General features: G+C 52.7%; 17 protein-coding genes. 11 read left to right on the top strand and 6 right to left on the bottom strand.

Features of this window, described 5'->3' with window-relative positions; translation table 11 throughout:
* The first annotated feature begins 388 nt into the window (after nt 1-388).
* Nucleotides 389-1,324, top strand: a complete 936-nt coding sequence (gene mdh / locus OGX97_RS02375; protein ID WP_008785953.1) for a malate dehydrogenase — start codon at nt 389-391, stop codon at nt 1,322-1,324.
* 147 nt (nt 1,325-1,471) lie between these two features.
* Here mdh and degS read toward each other — a convergent pair whose 3' ends face one another.
* From degS to zapG, 3 genes are all read right to left on the bottom strand, one after another.
* Nucleotides 1,472-2,539 carry an outer membrane-stress sensor serine endopeptidase DegS gene (gene degS, locus OGX97_RS02370; RefSeq protein ID WP_008785952.1) on the bottom strand — a complete coding sequence of 356 codons (1,068 nt, stop codon included), beginning with the start codon at nt 2,537-2,539 and terminating at the stop codon, nt 1,472-1,474.
* An 89-nt stretch (nt 2,540-2,628) separates the two neighbouring features.
* Complete coding sequence (degQ, locus tag OGX97_RS02365; protein ID WP_008785951.1) at nt 2,629-3,996, bottom strand: serine endoprotease DegQ; 1,368 nt, start codon at nt 3,994-3,996, stop codon at nt 2,629-2,631.
* Between the two features lie 168 nt (nt 3,997-4,164).
* A complete protein-coding gene (zapG, locus tag OGX97_RS02360) occupies nt 4,165-4,563 on the bottom strand; it encodes a Z-ring associated protein ZapG (protein ID WP_003025147.1) in 399 nt (132 codons plus the stop codon).
* A 192-nt stretch (nt 4,564-4,755) separates the two neighbouring features.
* On the opposite strand from zapG, the gene zapE reads away from it, so the two are divergent.
* The 5 genes from zapE (at nt 4,756) to sspB (ending at nt 8,402) form a co-directional block, all read left to right on the top strand.
* Nucleotides 4,756-5,883: a cell division protein ZapE gene (zapE, locus tag OGX97_RS02355; protein WP_235126438.1), complete on the top strand. Its 1,128-nt coding sequence runs from the start codon at nt 4,756-4,758 to the stop codon at nt 5,881-5,883.
* Nucleotides 5,884-6,101: 218 nt separating this feature from the next.
* Nucleotides 6,102-6,530, top strand: a complete 429-nt coding sequence (rplM, locus tag OGX97_RS02350) for a 50S ribosomal protein L13 (protein ID WP_003025141.1) — start codon at nt 6,102-6,104, stop codon at nt 6,528-6,530.
* Between the two features lie 15 nt (nt 6,531-6,545).
* Complete coding sequence (gene rpsI / locus OGX97_RS02345; RefSeq protein ID WP_003025138.1) at nt 6,546-6,938, top strand: 30S ribosomal protein S9; 393 nt, start codon at nt 6,546-6,548, stop codon at nt 6,936-6,938.
* Between the two features lie 316 nt (nt 6,939-7,254).
* Complete coding sequence (gene sspA, locus OGX97_RS02340; protein ID WP_003025132.1) at nt 7,255-7,893, top strand: stringent starvation protein SspA; 639 nt, start codon at nt 7,255-7,257, stop codon at nt 7,891-7,893.
* A gap of 5 nt (nt 7,894-7,898) precedes the next feature.
* A complete protein-coding gene (sspB, locus tag OGX97_RS02335; protein WP_032945142.1) occupies nt 7,899-8,402 on the top strand; it encodes a ClpXP protease specificity-enhancing factor in 504 nt (167 codons plus the stop codon).
* 55 nt (nt 8,403-8,457) lie between these two features.
* Here the strand turns inward: sspB and dcuC are convergent, their stop codons facing one another.
* The gene (gene dcuC, locus OGX97_RS02330; protein WP_003828798.1) at nt 8,458-9,825 is read right to left on the bottom strand and encodes an anaerobic C4-dicarboxylate transporter DcuC; all 1,368 of its coding nucleotides are present in this window, start codon (nt 9,823-9,825) and stop codon (nt 8,458-8,460) included.
* 359 nt (nt 9,826-10,184) lie between these two features.
* Here dcuC and nanR point away from each other — a divergent pair, with 359 nt between their 5' ends.
* The 5 genes from nanR to nanQ all read left to right on the top strand — a co-directional run bounded on the left by nanR (nt 10,185) and on the right by nanQ (nt 15,165).
* The gene (gene nanR, locus OGX97_RS02325) at nt 10,185-10,976 is read left to right on the top strand and encodes a transcriptional regulator NanR (protein WP_008785946.1); all 792 of its coding nucleotides are present in this window, start codon (nt 10,185-10,187) and stop codon (nt 10,974-10,976) included.
* A gap of 259 nt (nt 10,977-11,235) precedes the next feature.
* Nucleotides 11,236-12,129, top strand: coding sequence for an N-acetylneuraminate lyase (gene nanA / locus OGX97_RS02320; protein ID WP_003828793.1), 894 nt, complete (start codon nt 11,236-11,238; stop codon nt 12,127-12,129).
* A gap of 109 nt (nt 12,130-12,238) precedes the next feature.
* A complete protein-coding gene (nanT, locus tag OGX97_RS02315; protein ID WP_048215451.1) occupies nt 12,239-13,729 on the top strand; it encodes a sialic acid transporter NanT in 1,491 nt (496 codons plus the stop codon).
* 96 nt (nt 13,730-13,825) lie between these two features.
* A complete protein-coding gene (gene nanK / locus OGX97_RS02310) occupies nt 13,826-14,695 on the top strand; it encodes an N-acetylmannosamine kinase (protein ID WP_279850778.1) in 870 nt (289 codons plus the stop codon).
* 2 nt (nt 14,696-14,697) lie between these two features.
* A complete protein-coding gene (gene nanQ, locus OGX97_RS02305) occupies nt 14,698-15,165 on the top strand; it encodes an N-acetylneuraminate anomerase (protein ID WP_279850844.1) in 468 nt (155 codons plus the stop codon).
* A gap of 58 nt (nt 15,166-15,223) precedes the next feature.
* On the opposite strand, the gene OGX97_RS02300 is transcribed toward nanQ, so the two are convergent.
* Both OGX97_RS02300 and codB read right to left on the bottom strand, forming a co-directional pair.
* Nucleotides 15,224-16,504 (bottom strand): cytosine deaminase, encoded by a 1,281-nt coding sequence (locus OGX97_RS02300; protein WP_032945132.1) that lies wholly within the window; start codon nt 16,502-16,504, stop codon nt 15,224-15,226.
* The gene (gene codB / locus OGX97_RS02295) at nt 16,494-17,744 is read right to left on the bottom strand and encodes a cytosine permease (RefSeq protein ID WP_235126464.1); all 1,251 of its coding nucleotides are present in this window, start codon (nt 17,742-17,744) and stop codon (nt 16,494-16,496) included. The genes OGX97_RS02300 and codB overlap by 11 nt, the downstream gene beginning before the upstream one ends.
* Nucleotides 17,745-17,775: the final 31 nt, after the last annotated feature.

Genomic DNA, 17,775 nt, shown 5'->3' with positions numbered 1-17,775 from the left:
TGAATTTTTATGCAAACAGTCTGCCTTGTTCAAGGCTGAAATAATGTTATGAAAGAGCGGAATTTTATCAAATTTCGTTATCAAGAAACATGCCTGTGTCACGGCTCGCAAATAAGGTTAAAAGTAAATTAAATGTTATCAAATTGATGTTGTTTTGAGAGGCGGGTAGGGTATATTGTCAGCACCTGTTGGAAAGTTGCTCTACTGTGTGGGTGGTTTTGAATTACGTAACTTAGGTTTTATTTTACGTAAGTTAAATGCATAAAAGCCAAATTTGCGTGACTACGCATTCTTGACGCGTGGTTGTTGTATTCATTGGATTTGTGAATTAAGGTCGCCGCCGCGGAGCAATAGACATTTTGCTTATCAATATAATAAGGAGTTTAGGATGAAAGTTGCAGTCCTCGGCGCTGCTGGTGGTATCGGTCAGGCGCTAGCATTACTGTTAAAAACCCAACTGCCTTCAGGTTCAGAACTCTCCCTGTACGACATCGCTCCAGTAACACCTGGTGTGGCCGTTGATTTGAGCCATATCCCTACTGCTGTGAAAATCAAAGGCTTCAGCGGCGAAGATGCTACCCCTGCACTGGAAGGTGCTGATGTGGTACTGATCTCTGCGGGTGTCGCACGTAAACCGGGTATGGATCGTTCCGACCTGTTCAACGTCAACGCCGGTATCGTGAAGAACCTGGTGCAGCAAGTTGCTAAAACCTGCCCGAAAGCGTGTATCGGTATCATCACCAACCCGGTGAATACTACCGTTGCTATCGCTGCAGAAGTGCTGAAAAAAGCAGGCGTATACGATAAGAACAAACTGTTTGGCGTGACCACGCTGGACATCATCCGCTCCAACACCTTTGTTGCGGAACTGAAAGGCAAACAACCAGGCGACGTTGAAGTTCCGGTTATTGGCGGCCATTCTGGCGTGACCATCCTGCCACTGCTGTCACAAATTCCTGGCGTAAGCTTCACCGAACAAGAAGCAGCTGACCTGACTAAACGTATCCAGAATGCGGGTACTGAAGTTGTGGAAGCCAAAGCCGGTGGCGGTTCTGCAACCCTGTCTATGGGTCAGGCTGCTGCACGTTTCGGCCTGTCCCTGGTTCGCGCATTGAGCGGCGAAAAAGGTGTGGTTGAATGTGCTTACGTTGAAGGTGACGGCCAGTATGCTCGCTTCTTCTCTCAGCCGCTGCTGCTGGGCAAAAACGGCGTAGAAGAGCGTCAGTCTATCGGCAAGCTGAGCGCGTTTGAACAAAGCTCGCTGGAAGGCATGCTGGATACGCTGAAAAAAGATATTACTCTGGGCGAAGAGTTCGTTAAGTAACGCGAAGAGAGGCCTGCGTGTATTTGTAGGCCTGATAAGCGTAGCGCCATCAGGCATTACGTACTAACTCTCTACGATATCGCCTAATAAAAACCGGAGCCAACATGCTCCGGTTTTTTTATGGTCAGTAGGCCGCCAGACGTGACGTTAATTGGTGGCTGGGTATTCCTGGATCGTTACCTGCAGCGTCAACTGTTTGTCATCACGCATCACGACAACGGAGATAACTGAACCTGGTCGAATCTCTGCCACCTGGTCCATCGTTTCCAGCGCAGACACCGCCGGTTTGTTATTGACCGAGATAATCAGATCGTTAACCTGAATGCCCGCCTGCGCTGCCGGACCATCCGGGGAAACTTCGTTAACCACAATCCCCTGAATTTGATCCATCCCGCCGCCCTGAGCGTGCAGTGGTGCAATTTCGCGACCGCTGATACCGATGTAGCCACGAATCACGCGCCCGTCACGAATCAGCTTATCCATGATTTTGGTCGCCAACTGAAACGGAATGGCAAAGCCGATCCCTTCCGGGGTTTCGCCATCGTTGCTCTTATCAAATGACAGCGTGTTAATCCCCATCAATTCACCCAGTGAGTTGACCAGCGCACCGCCGGAGTTTCCGTGGTTGATGGAAGCATCTGTTTGCAGGAAGTTTTGCCGTCCTGTCGGGTTCAGGCCAATTCGACCGGTGGCGCTGATAATCCCCTGAGTGATGGTTTGCCCAAGGTTGTACGGGTTACCGATGGCGAGTACCACGTCACCAATGTGCGGCACGCGTTTGTTATTAATTGGGATTGTTGGCAGCCCGCCAGTGGCGTTGATTTTCAGCACCGCAAGGTCGGTTAACGTATCAGACCCTACAAGCAGCGCTTCAAATACGCGGCCGTCCTGCAATGCGACGATGATTTGGTCGGCATCGTTAATGACGTGCTTATTGGTAATGATATAGCCGCGCTGATCCATGATAACGCCTGAGCCGAGCGTGCGGATCTCAAGCTGGTTGTGCGCGGTACTGTTCATACTGCGGTTATAAACGTTCACGACGGCAGGCGCTGCGCGGCGAACCGCCGGGTTATAGCTAGCGGGCGTTTCATCTGCACTGTCGAACTGCGGTGCGGTAAGCGTATTAATTTTTCGCAGAGAGGGCATCGCGGCCAGCAGGATGGCGCCGACGATTAAACCAATCGCGACCGAACGTAAAAGCTTCACAAACATGATGGCGGCGTCATTAATAAAGGGAACGGCAGCAGCATATCACGAGTTTACCGGACATCACACGAGGGGCTGATGTCCGGTTGCATGCGTTATCGCAGGAGCAGGTAAATACTCTCGTTACCGCGCACCACCTGCAGAGCAATGATCGACGGTTTCGCTTCCAGCACTTTTCGCATTTCGGCGATTGAGTTTACGCGATCGCGGTTAACGCCAATGATAACGTCATCTTTATGCAGACCGGCCTGTGCTGCAGGGCTGCTTTTTTCTACGTTATCAATTCTGATGCCTTTGGTGCCGTCTTTTAACTGACCATCGCTGAGCGTGGCCCCTTGCAACGCAGGCGCAATCATCTCTGCGCTGGCGGACGATGATGTGCTGGTATCGAGGGTGACTTCAACCTCGAGCGGTTTACCGTTACGCAGCAGGCCCAGTTTGACCTTGGTCCCAGGTTCAGTTGTCGCAATGCGTGAACGCAGTTCGGCGAAGCTGTTGAGCGGTTTACCGTTGAGGCTGGTAATGACGTCACCAGATTTCACTCCCGCTTTTGCGGAGCCGGAGTTAGGCAGAACCTCACTGACAAACGCGCCACGCTGTACGTCCAGTTTGAACGCTTTGGCGATATCCGAGGTCATTTCGGTGCCTTTGATACCCAACAGACCGCGTTTGATTTCACCAAACTGCATCAGCTGCTGTGCCAGCGTGCGCGCCATGTTGCTCGGGATTGCAAAACCAATCCCGATGCTGCCGCCGCCGGGGGCCAGAATCGCAGTGTTAATACCGATCAGCTCACCGTTCAGGTTGAGCAATGCGCCGCCGGAGTTACCGCGGTTGATAGAGGCGTCAGTCTGAATAAAGTTTTCCAGACCTTCCAGGTTCAACCCACTGCGACCCAAGGCAGATACAATGCCGGAGGTGGCTGTTTGACCCAAACCGAACGGGTTACCCACAGCCACCGCGAAATCACCCACGCGGAGTTTGTCGGAGTCAGCAATGGCAATTTGCGTCAGGTTGCTGGGGTGCTGAATTTGTAGCAGTGCGATATCGCTCTGATCGTCGCTGCCGATAAGCTTAGCGTCGAACTCACGGCCATCATTAAGCTGAACGCTGATTTTTTGCGCCTGATTAATAACGTGGTTATTGGTCAGAACGTAGCCTTTGGCTGCGTCAATGATGACCCCTGAGCCCAGCCCTTCAAAGGGTTGTGACGGTTGATCGGGAAGTTCGTCACCAAAAAACTTTTTGAACTCTTCCGGGACTTTCTGCCCCTGAGTGGCGGTGCCTTCAACCCTTACGCTCACCACGGCAGGTAACACTTTCTCCAGCATCGGAGCGAGGCTGGGAAGCGCAGCCTGACCGGGAACCTGGCCGGGGATAGACGCTGCGGCCGGGAATGGCGCCGAGAGAGTTAACCCGACACTTAACGCTAATGCACTCAACAGCTGGGTTTGTTTTTTCATGGATCCTGCTCTCGTACCTTGAGTAAACGGAAGATGATTCAAAACAGGTTGATGTTATTGAATTTTCGGTTTGGTCACAATGCGGCTAACGACTAAATAATAGCTGGGACAGGAAGAGAAGCGGAGGGCGCAATTGCTGCGCCCAATAAATTTCTTAACGATGTGCGGTTAGTCGCGCTTTGCGCCGCTACGCAGCAGGCCGGATGCCCCTTCAGAATAGTCGCGTGGCATCTGAACCGGCGCCTGATCGTTGCCTGCTTCAGACTCTGCCAGACGGTTACGGAACGGGTTGTTTTCCGGCGACATACCCGGCAGCAGGTTGCTGGAGCTTTTCGCCATGTGCTGGTAAATCTGACGATAATCGTCCGCCATGTTATCCAGCAATTCAGCGCTGCGGGCAAAGTGGCTCACCAGCTCTTCGCGGTACTCTTCCAGCTCAGCTTTATTTTTTTCCAGTTCGTACTGCAATGCCTGCTGTTGGCGTAATTTACGATTACCAAAACGCATGGCTACAGCACCAATAATGATACCGACGACTAACCCAATTAGCGCATATTCCCAGGTCATGAACATCTCCCGTTGTCTTGTGTTTCCGTAGGGTGTTGGCTTTAGGCTCCATGCCTGCGCCTGATTATGCCACTATAACCGCTAATCCCGTAGAAGTGGAATCCCGTGTTTATATCACGTAATGTAGAACGGCCTTTTTTTCGTCAACCGTGAGCGACGGCACATCGATTCTCAAGGAATAACAATAACATCATGCAAAGCTTTTCCCCTACATCGCGTTACCAGCAAGCCCTCAACGACGGCAGTCATCAACCCGACAACGTACAACTCGAAGCCGTGAATCGACTGGAAACCATTTTCCAGGCGCTTACGACGCCAGCACGTCCTGCGCCGCAGGAGAGTGGACTGATGGCGCGTTTTGGTAAGTTGCTGGGCAAGCGTGAGTCACCGATCAACGCGCCGGTGCGTGGTTTATATATGTGGGGCGGAGTTGGGCGCGGAAAAACCTGGCTGATGGATCTGTTCTACCAAAGCCTGCCGGGCGAACGTAAACAGCGTTTGCACTTTCACCGTTTTATGCTGCGCGTGCATGAAGAGCTTACTGCCTTACAGGGGCAGAGCGATCCGCTGGAAATCATCGCCGACCGCTTTAAGGCCGAAACCGACGTGCTGTGCTTCGACGAATTTTTTGTTTCTGATATCACCGACGCCATGCTGCTCGGCGGCCTGATGAAAGCGCTGTTTGCCCGCGGTATTACGCTGGTGGCGACCTCTAATATTCCGCCAGATGAGCTATATCGTAACGGTTTGCAACGCACGCGTTTTCTTCCTGCCATTGATGCGATCAAACAGCATTGCGACATCATGAATGTCGATGCCGGCGTCGATTATCGTCTGCGCACCTTAACGCAGGCGCATTTGTGGTTGTCGCCATTGAATGAGGAAACCCGCCAGCAGATGGATAAGCTTTGGCTGGCATTAGCGGGAACCAAAGGTGAACATGCGCCAACGCTGGAGATCAATCATCGTCCGATGCAGACGCTGGCCGTCGAAAACCAAACGCTGGCGGTGTCGTTTACCACGCTCTGCGTCGATGCCCGGAGTCAGCATGACTACATTGCGCTGTCGCGTCTGTTTCACACGGTGCTGTTGTCTGATGTGCCGGTCATGACCCCGCTGATGGAGAGTGAAGCGCGACGCTTTATCGCATTGGTGGATGAGTTCTACGAACGCCACGTCAAGCTGGTGGTCAGTGCGGCATCACCCCTCTATGAAATTTATCAGGGCGAGCGTCTGAAGTTTGAATTTCAGCGTTGTTTGTCGCGTTTGCAGGAGATGCAAAGCGAAGAGTATCTGAAGCGGGAACATTTAGCCGGTTAAACCTGCCGCAAATCACATAAAGGGGTCGATCTTTGACCCTGACTTCTCTATAATCTTGCGACCCCACGTTACGAGAGAGTTTTTTTCCCAAAACTTTCTATGCGCCGGCATAGGCTATTCGAAGGGGTAGGTTTGCTGGACAATGTCGTGTGAACCTCAACTGACAAAACGTTTGGGTGTTCACCAACGTGTAACTTATTTATTTGGGTAAGCTTTTAATGAAAACTTTTACAGCTAAACCAGAAACCGTAAAACGCGACTGGTATGTTGTTGACGCGACCGGTAAAACTCTGGGCCGTCTGGCTTCCGAACTGGCTCTGCGCCTGCGCGGTAAGCACAAAGCGGAATACACTCCGCACGTAGATACCGGTGATTACATCATCGTTCTGAACGCTGACAAAGTTGCTGTAACCGGCAACAAGCGTACTGACAAAGTGTACTATCACCACACCGGCCACATCGGTGGTATCAAACAAGCGACCTTTGAAGAGATGATTGCTCGCCGTCCTGAGCGTGTGCTTGAAATCGCGGTTAAAGGCATGCTGCCAAAAGGCCCGCTGGGTCGTGCTATGTTCCGTAAACTGAAAGTTTACGCTGGCAACGAGCACAACCACGCGGCACAGCAACCGCAAGTTCTTGACATCTAATCGGGATTATAGGCAATGGCTGAAAATCAATACTACGGCACTGGTCGCCGCAAAAGTTCCGCAGCTCGCGTTTTCATCAAACCGGGCAGTGGTAAAATCGTAATCAACCAACGTTCTCTGGAACAGTACTTCGGTCGTGAAACTGCCCGCATGGTAGTTCGTCAGCCGCTGGAACTGGTCGACATGGTTGAGAAACTGGATCTGTACATCACTGTTAAAGGTGGTGGTATCTCTGGTCAGGCTGGTGCGATCCGTCACGGTATCACCCGCGCTCTGATGGAGTACGACGAATCCCTGCGTGGCGAACTGCGTAAAGCTGGCTTCGTTACCCGTGATGCTCGTCAGGTTGAACGTAAGAAAGTCGGTCTGCGTAAAGCACGTCGTCGTCCTCAGTTCTCCAAACGTTAATTGTACTCTGCTTCGGCAGACGACAATTTGCGAAAAAACCCGCTTCGGCGGGTTTTTTTATCGTTATTTCTCGCCTCAGATCCACGGTAATCCGCTGATTGCCACCTCTTTTTCCCCATTTCAAGAATCGACTCACCACAAAGGTCACAAAATCTGGTAAACTATCATCCAATTTTCTGCCCAAATGTCCGGTATCGTTCATTTTTTGTTTGCATTTTGAGCAGTAATGACTTTCCCGAGTTTGGGTGACATCACTTCTGGCTGGCCACTGAGTGGCTGGTAGCAGTAAAAATTCTGAATATACCTGGAGGTTTTCATGGCTGTCGCTGCCAACAAACGTTCGGTAATGACGCTGTTTTCTGGTCCTACTGACATCTATAGCCATCAGGTCCGCATTGTGCTGGCTGAGAAAGGTGTTAGTTTCGAGATTGAGCATGTGGAGAAGGACAATCCACCTCAGGATCTGATCGACCTCAACCCGAATCAGAGCGTACCGACACTGGTGGATCGTGAGCTGACCCTGTGGGAATCTCGCATCATTATGGAATACCTGGATGAGCGCTTCCCGCATCCGCCGCTGATGCCGGTTTACCCGGTTGCGCGTGGTGAAAGCCGCCTGTACATGCAGCGTATTGAAAAAGACTGGTACACGCTGATGAACGTCATCGTGAACGGTTCTGCATCTGAAGCCGAAGTCGCGCGTAAGCGTCTGCGCGAAGAACTGCTGGCAATCGCGCCAGTATTTGGCCAGAAACCTTACTTCCTGAGCGATGAGTTCAGCCTGGTAGACTGCTACCTGGCGCCGCTGCTGTGGCGTTTACCGCAGCTGGGGATTGAATTCAACGGTGCAGGTTCGAAAGAACTGAAAGGGTACATGACTCGCGTCTTCGAACGTGACTCTTTCCTGGCTTCTCTGACTGAGCCTGAACGTGAAATGCGTCTGGGCCGGGGTTAACCTGTATGGATTTGCCACAGCTAACACCACGCCGTCCGTATCTGCTGCGCGCGTTCTATGAGTGGCTGCTGGACAACCAGCTCACGCCGCATCTGGTGGTGGATGTGACGCTCCAGGACGTGCAGGTTCCAATGGAATATGCGCGTGACGGGCAAATTGTTCTGAATATTGCACCGCGTGCGGTGGGCAACCTGGAACTGGCTAACGATGAAGTGCGCTTTAACGCGCGCTTCGGTGGTGTGCCGCGTCAGGTGTCTGTGCCGTTGGCTGCCGTTCTGGCAATTTATGCACGTGAAAATGGCGCCGGTACGATGTTTGAACCGGAGGCCGCCTACGACGAAGATGTTGCCAGCTTAAATGATGACGACAACGACACGTCTGGTTTTGAGAGTGAAACGGTCATGTCGGTCATTGATGGCGATAAACCTGATAATGGCGACGACAACGATCCGGATGATACTCCGCCACCGCCTCGCGGTGGGCGTCCAGCGCTGCGCGTAGTGAAATAAGTAGTGAAATGAAAAACAGGCCCTTTGGGGCCTGTTCTGTTTTCTGGCTTTGGTATCAATAAAACAGCGCGATGGTGGCTACCATATTCACCACAAATCCTACTGCCATCGGGATTGCTGTACGTTTTACCACTTCAAAGGGCGATACGCCGGCAATACCCGATGTCACGACAATTACAGCGGTTATGGGTGACACCGCGCGGGCAAGCGTAGTGGCAAAATGCATCGGCATAATCATTACTACGGCAGGAATATGCAGCCCGGCGGCAATATCCGGAATGAGGCTGGCAAAAGACATAAACGGAGCGTTGCCTGACCCCATGACGATCGCGCAGGCGGCGATGACCACCGCCATGATGATCATCACGCCGATACCGCCAAGACCGGAATGCTCTGCGCCTTTTATTACGGCATCGACTGTCCCGATAGTCGTCAACCCTTTCGCAAAGATTTCACCGGCGACCACCAGGGTGACAACGTTGGCAAACTGTGTCCCCATGCCGTCAAAAAAAGCCTGCACATCATCCATCGTTTCGCGCAAATTATGTTTATGCAGGAATTCAACAAACATAGTCAGCGTCATGCTCATCAACATTACCACCACCAGATTCAACTCTGCTTTCATTAGCCCCATTTGTGCAAGGGCAAGCGAGCCCAGCATCAGGATCAGCGGCATCACCGGCAAAATGGCGTAATAGAGCGGGGGTACGTTTTCCAGCGTCTTTTGTTCCGCAAATCCGTTACTTTCCGGTGCGGCTTTTTTATCAAATTGACGCTGAACGAAAAAATGCGCAATGGCGACGGCGACAATGACACACGACGCGACGGGCAACTGGTATTGAAAGAAATAGGTGGCGATTTTCATGCCCGCGACCTGCGCGGCAAAAATAGAGTTGGTTTCCAGAATGCCCCACTCAATCGACATCGAAGTGGCAATGACCGCAACAGCGGATAAACGGCTTACGCCAAGACTAACCAGCGTTGGGAACAGCGTCACCATCAGCAACATACCTAACCCGGATGCGCTGGTAATGAACTGCGCCATGATCTGACCAATCACATAGGTGGCGGCAAGCACTACATAGGGGGAGCGGATTAGCTTGAGCGGGCGGCTTAACAGGCTAACCATCGCTCTGCTGGCCCCCATTCTGTCCATATAACGGGCATAACCGCCCACCGCCATGATTGATAACCCCAGTCCGGCCGCGCGGTTGGAGAGCATACGCAAAATTTCATTGTAAATATCGACCAGTAGATAGCCACTGCTTTTGTCGTCAGCGACCAACGCGCCGTAGCCCAGCCAGACTCCGCAGATCATCAGGAAGATCCCGGCGGCGGCCAACACGACCTGCGGTTTGTAGTTTTTGAGGATCAGGTAACCCATCGTTAATAAAACGATGACAGAGATAATGATGCCGAACATTGTTTCACTCCATGTCAGAGAAGAAGATAAATCCGGTAATAACGCTGCTGTCAAAACGGATGTTATATTTTTCTGGGTATTTTTTATGGAGTGAATATCTTATTTTTAATTCGATGATGTAATTATTTATCGTTGTAAAATAGAAGGTTATGATAAATTATCACGTTCATATTCATAATTTTCATGAAGCTATTTAACTCCATTCAATTAAAATGAGGCAGAAGATACTCGCTTAAAATAATATTGCTGTTACGTATATTATCAATAAGCCAGCCGGATCAGATCGTCCATCATTTCACCCTGCTTTCGATCCTGTGTTAGGATAAACCCGCTGTTGTTTGTCACCACGACTTAGCTGAATGGACCCTATGAACGCATTTGATTCGCAAGCTGAAGACTCTCCATCCACCATTGGCCGTAGCTTACGCAATCGCCCGTTGGCGCGTAAAAAACTGTCTGAAATGGTTGAAGAAGAACTGGAGCAGATGATTCGTCGTCGGGAATTTGGCGAGGGCGAACAGTTGCCGTCTGAGCGGGAGCTGATGGCCTTCTTTAACGTGGGCCGTCCTTCTGTACGAGAAGCGCTGGCCGCGTTAAAACGCAAAGGTCTGGTACAAATCAACAACGGCGAGCGCGCCCGCGTTTCGCGTCCTTCAGCTGATACCATCATCAGTGAGCTGTCTGGCATGGCGAAAGATTTCCTCGCACATCCCGGCGGCATTGCCCACTTCGAGCAGTTGCGACTGTTCTTTGAATCCAGCCTGGTACGATACGCCGCCGAACATGCGACAGATGAGCAAATCGACAGACTGGCTAAAGCACTGGAGATCAACAGCCAGTCGCTCGATGACAATACGTTGTTCATCCGCTCGGACGTTGATTTTCACCGTGTACTGGCTGAGATCCCGGGCAATCCTATCTTTATGGCTATCCATGTTGCGCTGTTAGACTGGCTGATTGCCGCCCGTCCGACCGTCGCCGATCAAGAGTTGTATGAGCACAACAACGTGAGTTATCAGCAGCATATCGCGATTGTCGACGCAATTCGCCAGCGCGATCCTGAAGAAGCTGACCGCGCACTGCAAGAACACCTCAACAGCGTTTCCGCGACCTGGCATGCCTTCAGCAAAAGTAAAAAGTTGCGTAAGTGATTGCGATCCCGACGATCGTTTAAACACAAAATCATTCAAGTTGCATCAAGGCGGCAAGAGAGCGAGTTCCCTGGAGCATAGATAACTATGTGACAGGGGTGAGCGAACGCAGCTAACGCAGAGGCGGCTCGAAGGATGAAGTGTTTAGTGAAGTAGATCGCACTATAAGCGTTCTGTATTGTATTGCTGCTTATTTAATCTGGTATAACAGGTATAAAGGTATGCAGTTAGATAACACTAATCATCGTCAGAGGTCGTTATGGCAAGAGATTTAAAAGGCGTAATGCCAGCGTTGTTAACCCCATTCGATAACCAACAGAGACTGGACATCGAGAGTTTGCGCCGCCTGGTGCGTTTCAACATTGGTCAGGGTGTAGACGGGCTCTATGTCGGTGGCTCAACGGGTGAGGCCTTTGTCCAAAACCGCGTTGAAAGAGAGCAGGTACTGGAAATTGTTGCCGAAGAGGCGAAAGGTAAGGTGACGCTGATCGCCCATGTTGGCACGGTGAGTACTGAAGAGAGCCAACAGCTGGCGAGTGCGGCACATCGTTACGGCTTTGATGCCGTTTCGGCCGTTACACCGTTTTACTATCCGTTCAGCTTTGAAGAACATTGCGATCACTACCGCGCAATTATTGATTCCGCTGATGGTTTACCGATGGTGGTCTATAACATTCCGGCGCTGAGCGGCGTAAAACTGACGCTGGATCAGATCAACACGCTGGTAACGCTGCCAGGCGTTGGCGCACTGAAGCAAACTTCGGGCGATCTCTATCAGATGGAACAGATCCGCCGCGCTCATCCCGATCTGGTGCTTTATAACGGCTATGACGAGATCTTTGCTTCCGGACTGCTTGCGGGCGCAGATGGCGGTATCGGTAGCACTTACAACATCATGGGGTGGCGCTATCAGGGAATTGTGAAAGCGCTCAAAGAAGGCGACATCCGCACGGCGCAAAAGCTGCAAACTGAGTGCAATAAGGTTATCGATCTGCTCATTAAGGTTGGCGTGTTCCGCGGCCTGAAAACAGTACTGCACTATATGGATGTGGTTTCTGTCCCACTGTGCCGTAAACCCTTTGCCCCGGTAGATGAACACTATCTGCCGGAACTGAAAGCGCTGGCAAACCAACTGCTGGCGGAAAAGGCGTAATCACGGGTCGCCGGGGGCGTTTCGCTTGCCCGGCCTGGATTTTCGACCGTAGGCCGGGTAAGGCAAAGCCACCACCCGGCACAACAACAAAAATCGTCGGGAGAGTAAAATGAGTACTTCTACCCAAAGCATCCCGTGGTATCGCCATCTCAATCGGGCACAATGGCGGGCATTTTCCGCCGCCTGGCTGGGATATTTGCTTGATGGTTTCGATTTTGTGTTAATCGCCCTGGTGCTGACAGAAGTGCAGGGCGAATTCGGACTGACGACGGTGCAGGCCGCCAGCCTGATCTCGGCCGCCTTTATCTCCCGTTGGTTTGGCGGGTTAATGCTGGGGGCAATGGGCGACCGCTACGGACGCCGCCTGGCAATGGTCACCAGCATCATTCTGTTCTCCGTGGGAACGCTGGCCTGCGGCTTTGCGCCGGGCTACACCACCATGTTTATCGCCCGCCTGGTTATCGGTATGGGAATGGCCGGTGAGTATGGTTCCAGCGCAACCTATGTTATTGAAAGTTGGCCTAAACATCTGCGAAACAAAGCCAGTGGTTTCCTGATTTCCGGCTTTTCCGTTGGTGCCGTGATCGCCGCCCAGGTCTACAGTCTGGTGGTCCCGGTCTGGGGATGGCGCGCGCTGTTCTTCATCGGCATCCTGCCAATTATCTTCGCCCTCTGGCTGCGTAAAAATATTCCGGAAGCGGAAGACTGGAAAGAGAAACACGAAGGCAAAGCGCCGGTACGCACGATGGTGGACATTCTCTACCGGGGTGAGCATCGGGTAATTAATATTCTGATGACGCTCGCCGCTGCAACCGCGTTGTGGTTCTGCTTTGCTGGCAACCTGCAAAATGCGGCTATCGTGGCGGTCCTGGGACTGATATGCGCCTTTATCTTCATTAGCTTTATGGTGCAAAGCAGCGGGAAACGCTGGCCGACGGGCGTGATGCTGATGGTGGTCGTGCTATTTGCCTTCCTGTACTCGTGGCCGATTCAGGCGCTGTTGCCAACCTATCTGAAAACGGAACTGCTGTACGATCCTTCCACGGTGGCCAGAGTGCTCTTCTTTAGCGGCTTTGGTGCGGCGGTTGGGTGTTGCGTCGGCGGTTTTCTTGGTGACTGGCTGGGCACGCGTAAAGCCTATGTCTGCAGTCTGCTGGCCTCGCAGTTGCTGATTATTCCGGTGTTTGCAATAGGCGGTTCAAACGTCTGGGTACTGGGTTTGCTGCTGTTTTTCCAACAAATGCTCGGCCAGGGGATCTCCGGGATCTTACCAAAACTGATTGGCGGCTATTTCGATACCGATCAGCGTGCGGCGGGATTGGGCTTCACCTATAACGTGGGCGCACTGGGCGGGGCTTTGGCACCGATCATCGGCGCGCTGATTGCCCAACGTCTTGATCTGGGTACCGCGCTGGGATCGCTCTCTTTCGGCCTGACATTTGTGGTGATCCTGCTGATTGGTCTCGATATGCCGTCCCGCGTACAGCGCTGGCTGCGTCCTGAAGCGTTGCGTACGCATGATGCCATTGATGGTCGACCGTTTAGCGGTGCCGTGCCGTTCGGCGGTGACAAAAGCACCATGGTGAAATCCAAAAGTTAATCCAGTTGCCCGGTGCTGAACCGGGCAATAGCTGTAAGGGAAGAATATGTCGTTCTTTGAGCTACAGAGCGCCACCACGATGCATGAGGCGGCGTCATGACCACACTGGCGATTGATATTGGCGGCACCAAATTGGCTGCCGCGCTGATAGACAACAATCTGCAAGTCCGCGAGCGGCGTGAACTGCCGACGCCTGCCAGTAAAACGCCGCAAGCGCTGCGCGCCGCGTTACAAACACTGGTTGCCCCGCTACAGGGGCGTGCTAATCGGGTGGCGATCGCCTCGACGGGGATTATCCGTGAGGGGGCTTTACTGGCGCTGAATCCGCATAACCTCGGCGGATTGATGCATTTTCCGCTGACACAAACGCTGGAACAAATCACCGGCCTGCCGACGCTGGCCGTCAATGACGCACAGGCAGCGGCGTGGGCTGAGTACCATGCGCTTGGTGGTGAGTACCGCGATCTGGTGTTTATTACCGTCTCCACAGGCGTTGGCGGGAGAGTCGTCAGCGGTGGGAAACTGCTGACCGGAGTCGGCGGTTTGGCTGGGCATCTGGGACATACGCTGGCCGATCCGCATGGGCCTGTTTGCGGCTGCGGGCGTGTGGGCTGCGTTGAGGCGATCGCATCCGGTCGTGGAATAGCGGCGGCTGCCGAAGGCGCGCTTGCCGGATGCGACGCCAAAACTATTTTTAGCCGTGCCGGGCAGGGGGATGAGCAGGCAAGCCGGTTGATCCATCGCTCAGCGCGTACTTTGGCAAGGCTTGTTGCCGATGTGAAGGCCACGACCGATTGTCAGTGCGTGGTCATTGGCGGTAGCGTTGGGCTGGCTGAAGGGTATCTGGCGCTGGTGGAACATTATCTGGCACAAGAGCCTTGGGCCTATCACGTGGAATTGCTGGCGGCGCATTACCGTCATGACGCTGGATTACTGGGGGCCGCGCTGTTGGCCCAGGGAGAATGATGATGATATCAGATGCGTTGAATTCACTGCCTTCTGCCGGATTACATCCGGTCTTGCAGCAGGCGTTAACGCTTGCCATTGCGGCAAATCCGCAGGAGAAGACGCCTGGGCGCTACACGTTGCAGGGTGAGAATATTTTTATGAATGTCATGCAATTTACAACGCAGAGCCCAGAGCATAAGAAAGCGGAGCTACATCAGCAGTACATTGATATTCAGATGCTGTTGTCCGGCGAAGAACGGATTCTGTTCGGGATGACCGATTCTGCTCGTCACTGCGAAGAGATGCACATCGAGGATGATTATCAGCTGTGCAGCCAGATTGCCGATGAACAGGCTATGGTACTGAAGCCGGGAAAATTTGTGATTTTTATGCCGGGCGAGCCGCATAAATCGGGTTGTGTGGTGCAGACCCCGATGGACATCAAAAAGGTGGTGATCAAAGTCCGCGCCAGCTTATTACAAGCTTGAGAATGAGAGACGGTGTCGGATGGCAAGGCTAACGCCATCCGACATGGAATGTAACGACCTAGCGCTTAAACGTCACCGTTTCTGGCTGCGTCAGATGCAGTGTGGTTTGGCTTGGGACCGTCTCGGCAATGACTCGACCATGACGAATGGAATAACGGGCAGGCGTCTGGCGACGAACCGCGTCAAACCCATTTTCTGCAGGCAAAATCACCAGATTCGCAGAATTCCCCACGTTCAGACCATAGTCCTGCAGATGCAGGGTTTTCGCGCTGTGGGTGGTGACCAGGTTCAACCCATCGTTAATTTGTCCGTATCCCATCAGCTGGCACACGTGTAATCCCATATGTAGCACCTGCAGCATATTCGCAGTGCCCAGCGGGTACCACGGATCGAAGACGTCATCATGACCGAAGCAGACGTTGATCTCCGCTTCCAGCATCTCTTTGACGCGCGTAACACCACGACGCTTAGGATAAGTGTCAAAGCGCCCTTGCAGGTGAATATTCACCAGTGGATTTGCGACAAAGTTAATGCCGGACATTTTCAACAGGCGGAAAAGACGGGAAGCATACGCGCCGTTGTAGGAATGCATCGCCGTGGTATGGCTGGCGGTCACGCGCTCGCCCATATTGTAGCGATGCGCCAGCGCCGCAACGGTTTCAACAAAGCGGGATTGCTCATCATCGATTTCGTCACAGTGCACGTCGATAAGTTTGTCGTATTTTTGCGCCAGAGCGAAAATCTTATGCAGCGACTCTACGCCATATTCACGCGTGAATTCAAAGTGCGGGATCGCGCCAATGACGTCGGCGCCCAGACGCACGGCTTCCTCCAGGAGCGCTTCACCGTTGGGATAAGAAAGAATGCCTTCTTGCGGGAACGCGACAATCTGTAGCTCTACCCACGGAGCGACTTCTTGCTTCACCTCCAGCATGGCTTTTAGCGCCGTCAACGTAGGGTCGGAAACGTCAACGTGAGTACGGACATACTGGATGCCGTTGGCCATCTGCCACTTCAGGGTCTGCATGGCGCGCGCTTTGACGTCTTCGTGAGTGAGCATTGCCTTACGTTCAGCCCAGCGTTCAATGCCCTCAAACAGCGTACCAGACTGATTCCAGCTCGGCTCGCCCGCGGTTTGTGTAGTGTCCAGATGGATATGTGGCTCAACGAACGGTGGGATAGCCAGACCGCCTTCAGCATCAAGCACTTCACCCTGTGGTAACGTCGCTGCGTCTTGAGGCTCAATACGGCTAAAGCGCCCGTTTTCAATCGTGATTTGCCATAACCCTTCACGTCCCTGTAAACGCGCCTGATGAATGGTGATGTTATTATTCTGCATGGCTGACCTCCGGGGATTTAGCAAGGCTGCGATTGAAAAGTGGATTCAGCAGGATATAGCTGAATACGCCGCCAAGTACGGCATTGACGGGCACGATGCCGGGAATATAGTGACCTGCGGCAATGCCCAGTGCAACGGACAGGATCGCTATCCAGTTTACGGAAATAAATTGCGCTTTGCTGAAGTCGGCATAGCGGCGATGGTTCAGCAGATAGTCGGCGATGATCACCCCGCCAATCGGGGGAATCGCTGCCGACAGAAATGTCAGCCAGCCGACAAAGTTATTGTAAAGCCACAGTGCGCACAGTGTGCCAATAATACCGTTAGCCACTGACAGCGTACGGCTGGAAAGGCCGGTAATATTGGCAAATCCCAGGCCCGATGCGTACAGCGCATTATCGTTGGTGGTCCAGATATTCAGGCCGAGAACGATGATCGCGGGCAGCAGCAGTCCCTGGGCAATCATCACGTCAGAGATATCCGCCTGTCCAACCGCAGCCGCGCCCGCAGCGCCGAAGATGAACATAAGCGAATTGCCAAGGAAAAACGCCACCATGGCGATCAGCACCGCGCCTTTGGCGTTGCGGCCAAAACGGACGAAGTCAGCGGTTAACGTCCCTGCGCTGACAAACGAGCCGACTACCAGCGCCAGTGCGGTGGAGAAATCCAGCGGCGTTTGCGGCACTATTGTTTTTAAATGCTCCAAACCGCCGACATCGCTCACTGCCAGCCAGACGGAGTAGCTGCCAAGTACGACGATGGCAGGCACGGCGATGATAGATAAAACGGTCAGCGCTGAGATGCCAAAAAAGATGGTCAGGGTCATCAACAGACCGGAAATCGCAATCAGGATATTGACGTCAATTCCCGTCGCTTTGCCAACCGGGATAGCAAACATGGCCACACCAACGCCAAACCAGCCTACCTGTGTGCCGCCTAACAGCAGAGAGGGAAGCCATGAACCTTTCACACCAAATGAGTAACGCGCCAGAAGGTGGGTTGAGAGCCCTGTTTTTGCGCCGATAAAACCGAGAAATGCAGTGTAAATACCGAGGAGAAGATTACCGAAGAGAACTGCCAGGAAGAAATCATTATAAGAAAGACCGGTACCGAGTGTGCCACCGGTCCACATACTGGCGGAAAAGAATGTGAGTCCCAACATGACAAATGTTAGTGGAACTACGCCTTTTCGCGCCGCCAGAGGGACGGGGCCCTGGCTATAATTGTTGTCTTGCGACACAACGCCTCCATGAATTTTGCCCAAAAAATCC

The organism is Citrobacter sp. Cpo061, assembly GCF_030332845.1.
Taxonomy (GTDB): domain Bacteria; phylum Pseudomonadota; class Gammaproteobacteria; order Enterobacterales; family Enterobacteriaceae; genus Citrobacter; species Citrobacter portucalensis.
Note: the sequence above shows the minus strand (reverse complement) of the source record. Positions and strands in the feature narration are given on the sequence as shown.

Excerpts from the sequence above, each read along its gene's own strand:
- mdh (WP_008785953.1), top strand. The coding sequence starts at position 389 with ATGAAAGTTGCAGTCCTCGGCGCTGCTGGTGGTATCGGTCAGGCGCTA.
- degS (WP_008785952.1), bottom strand. The coding sequence starts at position 2,539 with ATGTTTGTGAAGCTTTTACGTTCGGTCGCGATTGGTTTAATCGTCGGC.
- degQ (WP_008785951.1), bottom strand. The coding sequence starts at position 3,996 with ATGAAAAAACAAACCCAGCTGTTGAGTGCATTAGCGTTAAGTGTCGGG.
- zapG (WP_003025147.1), bottom strand. The coding sequence starts at position 4,563 with ATGACCTGGGAATATGCGCTAATTGGGTTAGTCGTCGGTATCATTATT.
- zapE (WP_235126438.1), top strand. The coding sequence starts at position 4,756 with ATGCAAAGCTTTTCCCCTACATCGCGTTACCAGCAAGCCCTCAACGAC.
- rplM (WP_003025141.1), top strand. The coding sequence starts at position 6,102 with ATGAAAACTTTTACAGCTAAACCAGAAACCGTAAAACGCGACTGGTAT.
- rpsI (WP_003025138.1), top strand. The coding sequence starts at position 6,546 with ATGGCTGAAAATCAATACTACGGCACTGGTCGCCGCAAAAGTTCCGCA.
- sspA (WP_003025132.1), top strand. The coding sequence starts at position 7,255 with ATGGCTGTCGCTGCCAACAAACGTTCGGTAATGACGCTGTTTTCTGGT.
- sspB (WP_032945142.1), top strand. The coding sequence starts at position 7,899 with ATGGATTTGCCACAGCTAACACCACGCCGTCCGTATCTGCTGCGCGCG.
- dcuC (WP_003828798.1), bottom strand. The coding sequence starts at position 9,825 with ATGTTCGGCATCATTATCTCTGTCATCGTTTTATTAACGATGGGTTAC.
- nanR (WP_008785946.1), top strand. The coding sequence starts at position 10,185 with ATGGACCCTATGAACGCATTTGATTCGCAAGCTGAAGACTCTCCATCC.
- nanA (WP_003828793.1), top strand. The coding sequence starts at position 11,236 with ATGGCAAGAGATTTAAAAGGCGTAATGCCAGCGTTGTTAACCCCATTC.
- nanT (WP_048215451.1), top strand. The coding sequence starts at position 12,239 with ATGAGTACTTCTACCCAAAGCATCCCGTGGTATCGCCATCTCAATCGG.
- nanK (WP_279850778.1), top strand. The coding sequence starts at position 13,826 with ATGACCACACTGGCGATTGATATTGGCGGCACCAAATTGGCTGCCGCG.
- nanQ (WP_279850844.1), top strand. The coding sequence starts at position 14,698 with ATGATATCAGATGCGTTGAATTCACTGCCTTCTGCCGGATTACATCCG.
- OGX97_RS02300 (WP_032945132.1), bottom strand. The coding sequence starts at position 16,504 with ATGCAGAATAATAACATCACCATTCATCAGGCGCGTTTACAGGGACGT.